Source organism: Planctomicrobium limosum (genome assembly GCF_051465645.1).
GTDB lineage: Bacteria > Planctomycetota > Planctomycetia > Planctomycetales > Planctomycetaceae > Planctomicrobium.
On the sequence record NZ_CP195790.1, the window covers coordinates 1,998,515 to 2,012,967 of the forward strand.

The window sequence follows — 14,453 nt, forward strand, 5'->3', positions numbered from 1 at the left end:
CCAAACCTCCTGAAGTCGCAAATTTCGCTTACGAACAATCGCCAAAACGCAGCCCATCCCCGATGCGCTGCGTTTCGGCAATATTTGCAGACTCCGTCTTCAGTCAGTCACAAACCCTGGTGACCATCGGACTGAAGAGCGTCAGTGATTCAAAACAGACCGTCCTGGCCTTAGAACATCTTGATTGGGCTGATCGGACTGATCATGCCAGAGAAGACGAAGTATCCAATTGACCCGATGCAGATCGGGATGCCGTATGGAAGCAACAACATACGTGGCTTCCGCTCAGCGGCGATTTCGGAGAGCTTGCGAGGATCTTTGATCGAGAGCATCTCGTTGAAGATGATCAGGAAGTTGCCGTAGTGCTTATCCCAGGCTTTGCGGTACAGCACCATGCAGATAGCCATGATCGCACCAACGATGACAGTTGCAATGAAGGCGTGCCATGTATGAGTCGCTCCGAGCCACGCACCGATTCCGGCCATCAATTTCACGTCGCCGGCACCCATTCCTCCGACGGCATACAGTGGCAGCAAGGTCAGAAGACCTACCACCATGCCCAGGAGCCCTGCTCCGAGGCCTTCCCATCCGCCGACCCAGGTGCTGTAAACCAGACCTGAGAGGACCATGGGGAAAGTGATCCAGTTTGGAACGCGAAGTTCCTTGCCATCGATATACGCTGCGATGATCAGAATCAGGCACACGAATTTGACGTGCCAGTTATCGAGTAGAATTGTTTGCCAATCCATGATTGCCGACCTTTTGGGAGTTATTGAATCAGGTTACGAACGACCGCCGAACCCGATCGCAGGCAAGAGAAACATTGCAGCGCCCGCAACGATGAAATAGATCAGTTGCAGCCCTGGTAATGCTCCAAGATCAAGCCAAAAGGGCAACATGGCACTCGTCCTCTACCTGTGATTTCAACTGAGGGGGGGAAGAAGGCTTCATTCATGATCGATGGTGATCAAGCGTTGATCCGCACCGATCGAGAGTTCGCAGCTGTTTGGTGATGATTCCTCTCCAGAGGAATCGTTGACTCAGAAGAGGCAAGGGGGCAATCACCGATTCACACCGATGATGGCCCACCCTGATGCCTCTACAGTCAAACCAAACTGCACTCAAATTATGTGAGGTTGTCTGCGATCTGCTGGAACTTGGTGTTTGCGTTGGTTCCGATAGCTCGGACTGCTGTCAAGCAGACGATCACAATCAGAGCAAGCATGACTGCGTATTCAACAGCAGTTGGGCCGTCTTCAGATTTCAGAAACTTCTTGACGCTTGGGATGATGTTCTTCATTTCGAATTCTCTTCAATTTGGGTCGATTTCTCGACCATGTTCGAGCCGCAGTTGCCCGGTTCACTCGAGCATTGATCAACTGCAAAGGGCATCCATTGTGAGGCGGGGAGTTTTCCCCGGTCGTCGCACCGGATTTATCAGTCAGGTCGAACGACTCACAAACCTATGTCGAGAATGCGAAGACGCAAATCGCTGTCAAAAAAATTATGAATGAAGTGGTTCCCCGCACGTGGAACTGAGGTAATTGCCCTACCTTCGTGCGTTTATCTTTCGCAACCGACGTCTCTTTCTGAGTGCTGTTCATTCTAAAACAATGCAAAATTGCATCATTACGCACCCATAATCGACCAGTCGATTTAAACGGCGGCAGTTACCATGACTGCAGATCCGCCACGATCAGCATCCTCGGAAGAATCATTAAGTTCGCGCGAATCGCAGGAGGCGGCGATTGTTTTTCTGTGAGCATTCCAAATGCACCTTTCGGAAGGTCAACTGAAGTTGCTAGACGCAACACGCCTCACTGATGGGAAGTGAACTCCAGCCGCACGGAATATTGAGTCGCCGCCCAATCTCTCTAGGGGCAGGACTAACGGTTATGACGAACCCCGGCAGGAAGTTGGGCCTGATCGGTGCGAGTTGCCAAGGTTGGCGACAATCGAGATGAAAAGCTGACACACATTTCAGCGAACGACAAAACTCTGAAGACATCCAAAGTTTCGGTCCCCACTTCAATTGCTGTCACAACCTCAGGCAATGCTCCACCAAAACGGTCCATAGAAATTGGGCCAGAAGAAAAGTGGATTCGCCTGACTGAAATCGCGACGGGACTTGAGCACGACGACCGAGAGCTGCCGGCCAAGACACTCCTCGTTTCACAGTGCTTCAGAGAGTGTTTCCAAAAGTCAGAAGCAGAATCCAGTACGCCGAGTCACAACAGGACGTGCGGATCACACAAAATTCCTCATCGACGTTATGTCTGGAGGGCCAATGTCCGAAATCGACGCCGTACTTCGCAGTCTGGGATTCAATTCCAGAACGCCAGGCTCAGACTCCGCGAATCTGCCTCATTACGACCTGAAGCAGGATTACACTGATCCGTTGCAGAGCAGCTCCACATTCAATGGAGTTGATGCAGGTCAACAATATGTTTCTTCGGCGATGACATTGCTGCAACCTTCTGCGGATGAGGACGTGCCAGTCTCCCCTCATCGCCCGACTTCTGTGGAAAAATCATCGCCGCACTCGCGATTCATGCCGACCGCTCCAGAAACACTGCCGCAAGCGGGGCTGCATCCACGAGAAGTCAGCGACCTCCTGCTGAAGACATTGGCCGTTCGAGGAATTGAGTCTGGTTACAACATCTCAAAGGCAATCGGGCTGAGATTTCCACTCGTCGAACGAGTCCTGCGACAGTTAAAAATTGACAGACTGGTTTCGTACAGAAATTCTGCAGCTGGCGGAGACTATCTGTATGAGTTGACGGAACACGGGCGAGAAAGAGCCGTGTCACTCTCTCAGATCTGTGCATACCTCGGCACTGCCCCGGTCTCTCTGTCACATTACATCGCCAGCGTTCAGGCTCAGGCACCGGGAAGACAAAAACCGACTCTGGCTGCGATTCGGGAAGCCTTCAGAGATCTGCTGATGGAGGAGGACCTGATCTCAGGTCTAGGACAGGCAATCCATTCCGGACGAGGAATGTTTCTCTACGGGCCTGCCGGAAATGGAAAAACCAGCATCGCGGAACGAGTCACAAAATCTTTTGGCGACACCATCTGGATTCCCCGATCAATTTCGTCACATGGGGAAATTATTCGACTGTTCGATCCAAACCGTCACAAGCCGGTTCCGACAAACGGAGCCGATCACGAGTTGATGGACGGCCGCTGGATTCAGATTGAGCGCCCCACAATCGTCGCCGGGGGTGAGCTGCGAATGGAAAATCTGGAAATCAACTACATTCGAACAACAGGCGTCGGCGAAGCTCCCTTACAGATGAAGGCCAACTGCGGCACACTGCTGATTGACGACTTTGGCCGTCAGCGAATGAGAATCGATGAATTGCTGAATCGCTGGATTGTTCCGCTGGAACACCGCTACGACTACCTGCACCTGGAAAGCGGGCGAAGTATTCAGGTTCCATTTGAAGAACTTCTTGTCTTCTCGACCAACCTTCAGCCACGAGATCTGGTTGATGAGGCGTTCCTGAGGCGCATTCCGTACAAGATCGAGGTCAAGAATCCGTCCGAAGCCACGTTTCGACGTCTTTTCAAATCAGAAGCCGCCCAACGTCAGGTCAGTTGCCCGGAAGAGATGATCGACTATCTCGTCGACACCCACTACCGGCAGAACAATAGATCGTTCCGGAACTGCCATCCCCGTGATTTGCTGCGACAGATTGAAAACAGGTGTTCTCTCCACGAAATGGATTTCAGCGTGACTCGGGAAGCGCTCGACGAAGCTGTCTCCATCTACTTTTCGATCATGTGCGAGACGCCGGCTTAAAGACTGGAATCGTGGAGAAACGTGACGAATCACTGACCGTGATGCTCCAGAATGTTTGCCGACAGTCTGCTTCTATGGACTTCTGGCGGCATCACGAATCAGAGAAACATTGCTGAAACAGTGGCAATTCAAGACGTCGGAAACTTGAGAAGTTCCGCCTCCAGCACGCTCGTAATTGCTCTCAGTTGTGAATGTTTCTTGACAAGCTTTGAAAGTCTATGGAAAACATGCAACAGAAACGCATGTAATTCACATGACTGCTGACACGATTAACACCATGTAAACGACATGGTCACGCGTCAGCGACCGGTGACCTGACACGCAAGAAACGACGAACTACTCGTCAAAGAACAGTCACCGGTCCAACTTCCCCCCCGGGAAACCTTCAAGGAAAGATTCTCAATGAGCGGTCCTATCATCCGAACAGGAGCCACCCCGAAATTCTGGAACAACTGGGAGCAGGTGTTCGGCAAGAAGTCCAAGGCAAAGCCAGCTGCTGCTCCAACTGCTACCGCCACCGCGCCAGCAACCAAGAAAAAAGCAGCTGAAAAGAAACCAGCCGCAACCGCAGTGAAGCCGGCTGCAGCGAAGCCAACCGCTGCAAAAGTACCTGCCGCAAAAGCAACCAAAGCAGCAGCAGCGAAACCGGCTGCAAAGAAAACATCAAAGAAGAAATAACACTGCAATCCTGCTTTCCACGATGATGGGTTAACAGCAGGGTCGTAACATTGCAGATAGAAACTGCCGGGTTCTATTCATGGAATTCGGCAGTTTTCCTGTTTGAGCGACGTTCAAGGGCGCTCTTTCCGTTACGAAACGCAGGCATCCTCTCGAAAAAATGGCAGCAATCATGCAGGATATTGACAAGGACGGTCCAACCGAGGCGTCAACGCCCTCTGCCAATCAGGCGTTCTTTACCGCGAAGATGTCGTGGCTACCGACGGTGCTCATCTGGATTTTCCTCTCAGGCTGGCTACTGTGCCGCGTTGCTATTCCTGCAGTCAATGAGCCGCACTACCTGAGCAAGGCCGCTCACTGGTGGAACCCGCAATGGTGCGCAGGGGACTTCTTTTTAGAGTCGTCCAATCCTCACCTTGTGTACTATGCGACATTTGGTGCTCTCACCCAATTTTTCAGTTTTGAACTGACAGCGATCCTTTGCCGCATCATCGGAATGCTGATCGTCGCAGTCGGATGGCAACGGATGTGCACCGCCCTGACGGGCAATTACTGGTCAGGCATCCTCGCCCTCCCCGTCTTCATGGCACTTCAATGCATGGCAAATCTGTCAGGCGAATGGTTGTTTGACGGAACTGAATCGAAAGTACCGGCATACGGCTTTCTCTTCTGGGCGATTGGCGAGTTCGTCTCTAATAGATTTGTCCGCTCGAGTATGTTTTTTGGATTCGCGGTCAGCTTCCATCCCATCGTGGGAATCTGGGGAATCATCGCGTCCATAATGGCGTGTGTTTCCTCATACATTCTCACTCGCACTGACTTCTTTGGAACGAAAGACGCACCGTTTCCTCTGGCGGCGATCAGTAAGCGAACTCTGGTTCTGTCCATCACAGTCGGGTTGATCTGCGCTCTTCCCGGGTTGATTCCAGCTTTACTGGCGTTAACCTCCGACAATCCTGAAGCATCTCGGATCGCAAACCGACTTCAGGTGGGTTACCGGCTCGCGCACCACCTCGACCCGACGAAATTCCCCAAAACCGTCTACATCTTCTTGACGATCATTTGGGTCCTTCTCTCTCGGGATGTCCCGAATTCCCATCAACCGTCTCGATGGAGACTCTGGTGGTGGCGGGGATTCATTTTCTCGGCGATCATCATCGCAGGAGTTGGTGTCATCTTAGGGACCGGACCGCGCCCGATTGCACTCATGCCCGGTGTTGACTGGCGTTGCGCGTTGCTGAAATTCTATCCATTCCGCCTCGCAGATCTCTTCGTCCCGATCGCGGTCAGCATTGCCGTGACTCAAGCTGGTTTGGTCTGGCTGAGATCCAATCCAACGATTCCAGCAATTCGAGTGACAGTCTATTCAATCTTTGTTGGCAGTCTTCTCATCGCACTTCTCCATCCAATTCCTGCCACAAATCCGAGTCGCCTTTCGAAACAAGGCAAAGACGATTGGATCTCAACCTGCAAATGGATTGAGCAGAACACAGATCCTTCGAGCACGCTGTATTCATTGGACAGCGGTTGGGCAATCAAGTGGTATGCCAAACGACCAGAGTATGTGAATTACAAAGACATGCCCCAGGACGCGAAATCCATCGTGGAGTGGAATAACCGGCTTTGGACAATTTCAAACTGGCGTGGAGCCGCAATGGCAGACGGCAAAGTGACGCCGTCCGAACTTGAAGAACTCCGGAAATCGACAGGGATCGACTATCTGATTGCAGGTGAATTTGGACCAATAGAATTGGATCCGGTCTTCCAACAAGGAATCTACCGAGTCTACAGACTTCCATAAGCTGGTCATGGTTCATCTGAAATAACGGCAATAGAAAAAGCAGGGAGCGGCTCGCATTCGCCACTCCCTGCTTTTTTCTGTAATTCCAGAACTGCTCGCGGTCAGAAGATCAGCTACTCGTAAATTGGATAGAACGTATTGAAGGCCTTTTCGCAGAAATCACCCGGGTCGTTGAATCGGCGATTGCGATCCAATGCGGTGATTGCCTGCATTTCTTGCTCGGTCAGTTCAAAATCAAACAGTGACAGGTTCTCTTGCAGTCGATCCGGTCGGCTCGTTTTGGGAACAATCGCTGTTCCTCGCTGCAACGCCCAACGCATGACAGTCTGAGCCGGTGTACGCTGACATCTTTGGGCGATCTTCAGAACGACCGGATCTGCCAAGACGGATTCCGATTGTGATGCCATGCCAAGAGAGAAGTATGACTGGGCTCCGAGTGGAGAAAACCCTGTCACAGCAATCCCGGACTCTGAACAGAATCGGAGAAGTTTGGGCTGCGCCAGATAAGGGTGCAACTCGACCTGCAATACGGACGGCGTAATGCTGGCATACGAGATCAGGTCACGTAACAACGAGACCCCGAAGTTCGAAACACCAATATCTTTGACCAAGCCTTCCTTCACAAGATCTTCCATCGCCCCCCAGGTCTCGCTGACCGGGACACGATCCGGCTTCATGACAGGGTGCTCCGCATCAGGATCATGGAACCACCCGGCAGGGTATCGTGTTTCGAACGGAACGAATTCCAAAGTGACTGGAAAGTGAATGAGATACAGGTCCAGATAATCCAACTGGAGATCATGCAGCGTTCTGGTTAACGCAGAACGAACATGCTTCGCGCGGTGGTAAGTATTCCACAGCTTGGAAGTGACCCACAGTTGTTCGCGAGTGCAGATTCCCTGCTGCAACACCCGCTGCAACCCAGCACCGGACTCGACTTCATTGCCGTAATCACTCGCAGAGTCGAAGTGTCGAAACCCTGCTTTTGCGGCGGCAACGACCAGATCCGCCGCAACATTTCTTTCAACCTTCCACAATCCAAACCCAATGGAAGGGAAGCGGCGACCGCTGTTCAATGTCAGATCTTGCGTCAGATTTTGCTGCGACACTCTCGATCCTTTGGGTTCAATGTGAAGCAAATCGGAAAATGATGGCGATTCAAGCCCGACCATGAACGACAGGACACCATCTGATCAATGAAGGTAAAGGAATGAAGACGATTTGAGAAGTGCGTGCTACACTGTCCGGCAGTTGAGCAATTCCAGATGACACCTTCGGAATGAACACCATGTCGCACATTCTTGCGCTCGATCAAGGCACCACGTCCAGCAGAGCAATTCTGTACTCTCCTCATGGTGAACCTGTTGATGTTGCCCAGCAGGAATTTCCGCAAATTTTTCCGGTACCGGGGCATGTCGAGCACAATCCGGAAGACATCTGGAAGACTCAGTTGGAAACGGCCCAACAGGTCGTCTCCCGGGCAGATCAGCAAGGGCGAAGCATTGCCGCGATTGGAATCACCAATCAGCGGGAAACCGTTGTTCTGTGGGAGAAATCCACCGGCGCACCAGTCGCGAATGCCATTGTCTGGCAAAGCCGGATCACTGCTCCACGCTGTGACAAACTGCGAGCCGATGGCTACTCGGACTTCATCCGTCAGAAGACAGGTCTTGTCATCGACGCCTATTTCTCGGCGTCAAAGATCGAATACCTGCTCGACACGATCCCTGGCTTGCGAGATCGGGCCGAACGTGGAGAGATTCTGTGCGGGACCATCGAAACATTTCTGATCTATCGCTTAACAGGCGGCCGTAGTCACGTCACTGACGCCAGTAATGCCAGCCGTACTCAGCTTCTGAATATTCGAACTCTTGAATGGGACGAAGAACTCCTGAAGCTGTTTCGAGTCCCGCGAGTCATGCTCCCGGAAGTTCGCTCAAACTGCGAGATCCTCGGAGAAACCGATCCGGGACTGTTCGGAAAGAGCATCCCGATCGGAAGTGCCATCGGCGATCAACAGGCAGCAACATTTGGACAAGCCTGCTTTAATGTCGGGGCGGCCAAGAACACCTATGGCACTGGCTGCTTCATGCTGATGAACATCGGGAATCAACCTCGATTTTCAGAGAACGGCTTGCTCACAACGGTCGGTTGGAAACTGGGCGACGAAGTGACCTATTGCTTCGAAGGGTCGATTTTCATCGCCGGTGCCGTGATTCAATGGTTGCGCGACGGTCTGAAGATCATTCAGAAGTCGAGCGATGTGGAAGAACTTGCCAAGTCAGTTGAAGACACAGCAGGCGTCTATTTCGTCCCGGCGTTCGTCGGACTGGGGACACCTTACTGGGATTCATCCGCACGAGGAACCATTGTCGGTATCACACGAGGCACGACTCAGGGACACATCGCCCGGGCTGCAATCGAATCCATGGCGTACCAGACAATGGATGTGCTGGGAACGATGCAGAAGGACTCAGGAGTCGACTTGAAAGAACTCAAAGTCGATGGCGGAGCAACAGCGAACAATTCACTTCTGCAATTCCAGGCGGATCTGTTGAACGTGCCTGTGCAGCGTCCAAAGATTCAGGAAACGACAGCCTTGGGAGCAGCGTATCTTGCTGGTCTGGCCATTGGCGTGTGGAAGTCTCTCGACGATGTCGCTGCGTATTGGGCATTAGATCGCGAGTTCACTCCTGCGATGTCCGAAGACCAGAGAACAGCTCTTGCCCGAAACTGGAGCAAAGCCATCGAACGGTCCCGCGGCTGGATTGAGTAACACCGTTGGTATGAACATCAGTCAGAGATCACGTCAGCTTTGATTGGTCTCTGGCTTCGTTTCAAGTTCAACTGCACACTCAACAGTTTCGATCAGATAACAAGGCACTCTGAAATCCGGAGTGCCGTATTGATCCTGATAGTGGTCATCAGGCCACAATCGCTAATCACTCTGGACTGCGTTCACGGCTGGAATCACTCACATGACTCATATTCGAGTTCTCCTGACACCTGAAACAATTTCTGATTCTGTGCGGAAACTCGGACAGGAACTGACAGAAGAATACTCCGGACGAGATTTGACAATCCTCGGCATTCTGACCGGAAGTATTGTGTTGGTGACAGACCTGATTCGTGAGATCGCAATCCCTCACCAGCTCGGATTCATCCAGGCCAAAAGCTATCGAAGGACAGAAACGACATCGGGCCAGTTGCAGGTGAACTTCGATTATCTCCCGGAGATTCGTGGTCGCGATATCCTGCTTGTGGACGACATTTTCGACACCGGAAGGACACTGAGCTCCGTACGGGAACAACTCGAAGAGTATGGGCCGCGGTCAATCAAAACGGCGGTTCTCTTATGGAAAACGGCTCGTCGGGAAGTTGAGACCATTCCGGATTATCACTGCTTTGATATTCCAGATGAATTCGTCGTCGGATACGGCCTCGATTATGACCACCATTACCGGCACCTTCCGTATATCGGGGTACTGGAACAGGCCAGTGACCAGAAAAGTCACGAGTAACTCACTTAAGACAGTTCAATAAAAAACACAGGGCAGCGTCCTTGATTTGAGGACACTGCCCTATGTCGATTGAACGTCAATATGCACTGGAAACAGCGATAGCGCATTTCCAGAAATCCTGCAGCGTCTCTGGCACGCGGAATTCTGCCTTTCACCAATCAGAAAGGCTGCTGCGCGGCCACATGCTAGACCGAAACGGTCTAAATCTGCTGCGGAGGTGTGGTCGACAACACATGCTTCTCGACTTCATCTGCCATTTCACCGGCGTGGTAGCTTGAACGCACGAACGGTCCGCTGGCAACCATTGAGAATCCGAGTGTGCGGCACTGTTCGCCCAACGCATCGAATTCCTCAGGAGTCCAGAATCGTTCTACTGGAAGCTGATGGGCGGAGGGCTGCAGATACTGACCAAGAGTCAGCATGTCGCAACCAACACTTCGCAGGTCAGCAGCACAATCAAGCACTTCTTCCAGTGACTCACCCAGACCGAGCATCAGTCCACTCTTGGTCGGGATCTCAGGAGCCTCTTCTTTGACTTGAGCCAGCAGATTCAGAGTCCGCTGATAGTCTGCATTTCGACGGACCTTGCTGTAAAGACGAGGCACTGTCTCTGTATTGTGATTGAAGACATCAGGTCTGGCTTCAATCACACGACGAATAGCGGCACGGTTTCCCCCAAAATCCGAGGTCAGCACTTCCACTGCGGCGCCGGTTCGCTCTCGAACGGCAAGGACACAGCGATAGAAGTGTTCAGCTCCCCCATCAGGCAGGTCATCGCGGGTGACGCATGTAATCACGACGTGCTTCAACCCCAAACGCTCCGCTGCTTCGGCGACTCGTTCCGGCTCATCCAGTTGCACCTGTTCTGTCTTCCCGCGAGGCACAGAACAGAAACCGCAAGGGCGCGTGCACACGTTACCAAGGATCATGAACGTCGCCGTTCGTTGTGCCCAGCACTCGGTCCGGTTCGGGCACTTGGCACTTTCACAGACCGTTTCCAGGCGCAAATCTTCAATGATGCTACTGGTGAACGCCATCTCGCTGCTTGGCATGGGGCGTTTGAGCCACTTCGGCAGTCGCCGGCGGCTCGTTGGATCTGCATTGAGTAACTCGAGCCCGCTGGTGTGACAGCCTGAGGAAGGCGTCTGGCTGAGAATTGGCAGCTCACGCATGAATCAGCACTCGTTTTTTCGTTCTTCGCAGTAATGGATGTCCGGTAGAGATATCGGTCACAACATAACCGAAATGCGTGGCAATGTGGCGAATCAGTGATTCACGTATTTGTGGCATTCGAACAGGGTCGAGTCGTATCGACTGCATCGAAGTCGAACGCCCTCCCCCGGTGTGACTGACAGTCAATTCTAGCAGACGAGAATCAATGGTCAGGTTCAGAAACATTCCAGAGCATGAAATCCAGGATTTCACACCTGCACCAAAGTAGCCCAACTGGCCCCCTCTGGTCCAGACTCCAGTTGCATCCGCCTGACGTTTCGCCGGGATTTTCAACTCCTGGCAGGCAGCAACCACTGCCGCTTCAAAAAGATGGCGAAACCGGGAAAGCCCGATATTCAGCCGTTTCAGCGGGATTTGCAGGTAGATCGCGAGTTGCCCAGGTGCGTGACAGATTGCTCCGCCCCCCCGAGAAACCCAACGGACTTCCAGTTCACGCCGGGAAAGTTCCTCGTCGTCAAGAAGGAGATCGGCACGACTCGCTTCCCGGCCCATCGAGATCGACACGGGATGTCCACAAAGAAAGAGTGCGCCAGACAGGTCGGTTCGCCCACTCAACTGATAAATCTGATACTCCTGCAATCCCATCCATGCATCAAAATCGACCAATCCCAGCAGGTGAACCTCAAGTGATCCCCCATGAGCAGGCACGATTTCCGGAACCAGGACAGAAGCAGTCAATCAGCACACAATTTCGAGCAATAAACTTTCGACACGCTGATTCAAACGCCAATGGATCAACGACTGTGAATCATGACATTCTACTCCTGACCTTTTCCCTTTCCTATCCCGGTCTGAACCTCGATTCCAACAGTCCTGCTTTTCACAGTCTTTCAATCATCCCTCCTGACGGGAGTTCGGACGCAACCACAATCGAATTCTCAATTTCCAAGAGATGCGGTAAATTGCCGTGATGAAATCGACGGTTTTACCCATTCTCCGTACTGCACTGAACCAGATGTTGGTGCGAAACACCACAATTGTCGTTGGTGTTTCCGGGGGAGCCGACAGCGTCGCTCTGTTGCTGGGACTGCATGAAATTGCGGACGACTTTCAGCTCAGGCTTGTCGTCGCTCATTATGATCACGCCGTCCGTGCGGATTCCGGGGAAGACACACTTTGGGTACAGGCGCTGGCAGCAAAACTGAAACTGCCGTTCATCACCGAGCGCAGGAATCCAACTGCTAATTCACAGCTTCTCGCGGAAGAGTCCGCCAGACGATTGAGGTACGATTTCTTCAAAAACGCGGCCCGAGAATCACATTCGCCCTGGGTTGCTGTCGCCCACACAGCGGACGATCAAGCAGAAACTGTTCTACATCATATTGTGCGAGGAACAGGTCTCGCAGGCTTAGCGGGAATTCCTGAAACACGAGAATTAAACGATTCCGTGACGCTAATCAGGCCACTCTTGAAGGCCAAAAGGGGCGATCTGATCGCCGCATTATCGGAGTGGAATCAGTCGTTTCGAGTCGACTCGACCAATCTGGACTCTGTGTTCACACGAAATCGAATTCGCAACGAGTTGCTCCCTATGCTGCGGGAGAAAATGAACCCTCAAGTGGACGATGCCCTACTCCGTCTCGCGAGTCAGGCCGCCGACTCTCAGAAAGCGATTGAACAAATCGCAACTTCACTGCTGGCTGATGCGTGTCTGAATATTCAGCCAACAACCGTTCGACTCGATCGACGCCCGTTCCAACTGACCCCGGTTGCCATTGTCCGGGAGGCAATCAGGCAAAGCTGGATTCAATGCGACTGGAGAAGACAAGGGCTTGGATTCCGGCATCTTGACCAGCTTGCCGAGATGCTTCAGACCGGATCACCCTCACAAATTTGCCTGCCACATCATATTGTCGCGACCTGTCGCGGATCGATGCTGGAATTGCGGCGTCTTCCGGAGAGCGATTCTTCCGCAATCGATCCGGAAACAAGCTGAAAACTAAGCCATAAAAGCCGTAATCAGAACGAAATTGCAGGGAATCAGGACTCTTCACCTTTGATGGGCCACAACTCCTGAAACTCGTTCAGGCAAAACCGTGTCAATCAGTTTCGCTTTGATGGGAAAGCGAATATCATCCCAAAGGCGTTTCGGTTTTTGCGACTGCGTCACCAGTGTCTTACGCTCCCAGCATCACTTTCAAACGCGATCACGGTCACCATGAAAATCCACGAATATCAGGCCAAAGAACTCTTCGCAAAGATCGGCGTTCCGATTCCAAAAGGAATTGTGATCAAGACTGCAGCTGAAGCCGCCAAAGCTTACGAAACGCTCGGCACCAAAGTTTGCGTTGTGAAATCCCAGATCCACGCCGGTGGCCGCGGAAAAGGTCGATTCAAAGAACATCCAGAACAAGCTGGGGTTGTTCTGGTGAAGTCAGCTGCAGAAGCGGTCGCAAACGCTGAGCGCATGCTTGGTTCAACTCTCGTCACCATTCAGACTGGCGACGAAGGCAAGCAAGTGAACACCCTGTATGTTGAACAGGGTCTGGACATCGCCAAAGAACTGTACCTTGCCATCGTTGTCGACCGCGAAGTCGGTCTGCCAATGATTATCGCTTCGGCAGAAGGTGGAACTGCCATCGAAGAACTGGCGCACGATAGCCCAGAGAAGATCTTCCGCGAAACATACGATCCAGGTCTCGGTCTGCAGCCATTTCAGGTTCGCAAGCTCTGCCGAGCTCTGGGACTTGAAGGGGCCGCTCAGAAAGCCGCAGCGACCTTCTTCCCGAAGATCTGCGAATTTTTCGTCAAAACTGACTCCAGCATGACCGAAATCAATCCGCTGGTTGTGACAGGTGACGGACAGTTGCTCGCCCTCGACGCGAAAGTCACATTTGACGACAACGCTCTGTTCCGCCACAAAGATTTCCTGGAACTTCGCGATCTCGCTGAAGAAGATCCATCAGAAATCCAGGCCGCAAACACCGGTCTGAGCTACGTCAAGCTGGACGGAAACATCGGCTGTCTGGTCAACGGTGCCGGGCTCGCCATGAGCACAATGGACCTGATCAAGCTGCACGGTGGGGAGCCAGCAAACTTCCTCGACGTCGGCGGCGGAGCCAATGTTGAACAGGTCACAGAAGCCTTCCGTATCATTCTGGCCGACCCGAACGTCAAAGCGATTCTCGTCAACATCTTCGGCGGGATCATGAAGTGCGACACGATTGTGACCGCACTCCTGACAGCTTACGACAACATCGGAATCAAGGTGCCACTGGTTGTCCGCCTCGAAGGGACAAACGTGGAACTCGCCCGCGAAATGCTGAAGAACTCCGGCAAGGCAATCACCACCGGAACCGACCTGACCGACGCTGCTCAGAAAGTTGTCGCGACTCTCGGTGCATAATTCAGTGAGTCACAGAATCGACAGCAGATTGCAGATTCTAGCGTCTGCTCCCTGAGTCTGATTTCTGCA

At 52.5% G+C, this 14,453-nt stretch carries 12 protein-coding genes; 7 read left to right on the forward strand and 5 right to left on the reverse strand.

Features of this window, described 5'->3' with window-relative positions; genetic code table 11:
• Positions 1-170: 170 nt before the first annotated feature.
• Positions 171-749 (reverse strand): A24 family peptidase, encoded by a 579-nt coding sequence (locus tag SH527x_RS07515; RefSeq protein ID WP_437194037.1) that lies wholly within the window; start codon positions 747-749, stop codon positions 171-173.
• 377 nt (positions 750-1,126) lie between these two features.
• Positions 1,127-1,300: a Flp family type IVb pilin gene (locus SH527x_RS07520; RefSeq protein WP_437194038.1), complete on the reverse strand. Its 174-nt coding sequence runs from the start codon at positions 1,298-1,300 to the stop codon at positions 1,127-1,129.
• Between the two features lie 987 nt (positions 1,301-2,287).
• Between SH527x_RS07520 and SH527x_RS07525 the strand changes: the two genes are divergently transcribed.
• From SH527x_RS07525 to SH527x_RS07535, 3 genes are all read left to right on the forward strand, one after another.
• A complete protein-coding gene (locus tag SH527x_RS07525) occupies positions 2,288-3,805 on the forward strand; it encodes an AAA family ATPase (RefSeq protein WP_437194039.1) in 1,518 nt (505 codons plus the stop codon).
• A gap of 402 nt (positions 3,806-4,207) precedes the next feature.
• Positions 4,208-4,483 (forward strand): RNA polymerase subunit sigma, encoded by a 276-nt coding sequence (locus SH527x_RS07530; protein WP_437194040.1) that lies wholly within the window; start codon positions 4,208-4,210, stop codon positions 4,481-4,483.
• A gap of 172 nt (positions 4,484-4,655) precedes the next feature.
• On the forward strand, positions 4,656-6,284 hold the full coding sequence (locus SH527x_RS07535; protein WP_437194041.1) for a DUF6798 domain-containing protein: 1,629 nt from the start codon (positions 4,656-4,658) through the stop codon (positions 6,282-6,284).
• Between the two features lie 113 nt (positions 6,285-6,397).
• Here SH527x_RS07535 and SH527x_RS07540 read toward each other — a convergent pair whose 3' ends face one another.
• Positions 6,398-7,393, reverse strand: a complete 996-nt coding sequence (locus SH527x_RS07540; RefSeq protein WP_437194042.1) for an aldo/keto reductase — start codon at positions 7,391-7,393, stop codon at positions 6,398-6,400.
• Positions 7,394-7,563: 170 nt separating this feature from the next.
• Here SH527x_RS07540 and glpK point away from each other — a divergent pair, with 170 nt between their 5' ends.
• Both glpK and hpt read left to right on the forward strand, forming a co-directional pair.
• The gene (glpK, locus tag SH527x_RS07545; protein WP_437194043.1) at positions 7,564-9,060 is read left to right on the forward strand and encodes a glycerol kinase GlpK; all 1,497 of its coding nucleotides are present in this window, start codon (positions 7,564-7,566) and stop codon (positions 9,058-9,060) included.
• Between the two features lie 202 nt (positions 9,061-9,262).
• A complete protein-coding gene (gene hpt, locus SH527x_RS07550) occupies positions 9,263-9,805 on the forward strand; it encodes a hypoxanthine phosphoribosyltransferase (RefSeq protein WP_437194044.1) in 543 nt (180 codons plus the stop codon).
• Positions 9,806-10,005: 200 nt separating this feature from the next.
• Here the strand turns inward: hpt and lipA are convergent, their stop codons facing one another.
• Both lipA and SH527x_RS07560 read right to left on the reverse strand, forming a co-directional pair.
• A complete protein-coding gene (gene lipA, locus SH527x_RS07555; RefSeq protein WP_437194045.1) occupies positions 10,006-10,977 on the reverse strand; it encodes a lipoyl synthase in 972 nt (323 codons plus the stop codon).
• Positions 10,970-11,716, reverse strand: a complete 747-nt coding sequence (locus SH527x_RS07560; RefSeq protein ID WP_437194046.1) for a lipoyl protein ligase domain-containing protein — start codon at positions 11,714-11,716, stop codon at positions 10,970-10,972. The genes lipA and SH527x_RS07560 overlap by 8 nt, the downstream gene beginning before the upstream one ends.
• Positions 11,717-11,948: 232 nt before the next feature.
• Here SH527x_RS07560 and tilS point away from each other — a divergent pair, with 232 nt between their 5' ends.
• A complete protein-coding gene (gene tilS / locus SH527x_RS07565; protein ID WP_437194047.1) occupies positions 11,949-12,974 on the forward strand; it encodes a tRNA lysidine(34) synthetase TilS in 1,026 nt (341 codons plus the stop codon).
• A gap of 222 nt (positions 12,975-13,196) precedes the next feature.
• Positions 13,197-14,384, forward strand: a complete 1,188-nt coding sequence (gene sucC / locus SH527x_RS07570; protein WP_437194048.1) for an ADP-forming succinate--CoA ligase subunit beta — start codon at positions 13,197-13,199, stop codon at positions 14,382-14,384.
• The last annotated feature ends 69 nt before the right edge of the window (positions 14,385-14,453 follow it).

Bases quoted from the DNA above. Each gene is read 5' to 3' on its own strand.
- sucC (WP_437194048.1), top strand. From the start codon at position 13,197: ATGAAAATCCACGAATATCAGGCCAAAGAACTCTTCGCAAAGATCGGC.
- SH527x_RS07525 (WP_437194039.1), top strand. From the start codon at position 2,288: ATGTCCGAAATCGACGCCGTACTTCGCAGTCTGGGATTCAATTCCAGA.
- SH527x_RS07530 (WP_437194040.1), top strand. From the start codon at position 4,208: ATGAGCGGTCCTATCATCCGAACAGGAGCCACCCCGAAATTCTGGAAC.
- SH527x_RS07535 (WP_437194041.1), top strand. From the start codon at position 4,656: ATGCAGGATATTGACAAGGACGGTCCAACCGAGGCGTCAACGCCCTCT.
- lipA (WP_437194045.1), bottom strand. From the start codon at position 10,977: ATGCGTGAGCTGCCAATTCTCAGCCAGACGCCTTCCTCAGGCTGTCAC.
- glpK (WP_437194043.1), top strand. From the start codon at position 7,564: ATGAACACCATGTCGCACATTCTTGCGCTCGATCAAGGCACCACGTCC.
- tilS (WP_437194047.1), top strand. From the start codon at position 11,949: ATGAAATCGACGGTTTTACCCATTCTCCGTACTGCACTGAACCAGATG.
- SH527x_RS07520 (WP_437194038.1), bottom strand. From the start codon at position 1,300: ATGAAGAACATCATCCCAAGCGTCAAGAAGTTTCTGAAATCTGAAGAC.
- SH527x_RS07515 (WP_437194037.1), bottom strand. From the start codon at position 749: ATGGATTGGCAAACAATTCTACTCGATAACTGGCACGTCAAATTCGTG.
- hpt (WP_437194044.1), top strand. From the start codon at position 9,263: ATGACTCATATTCGAGTTCTCCTGACACCTGAAACAATTTCTGATTCT.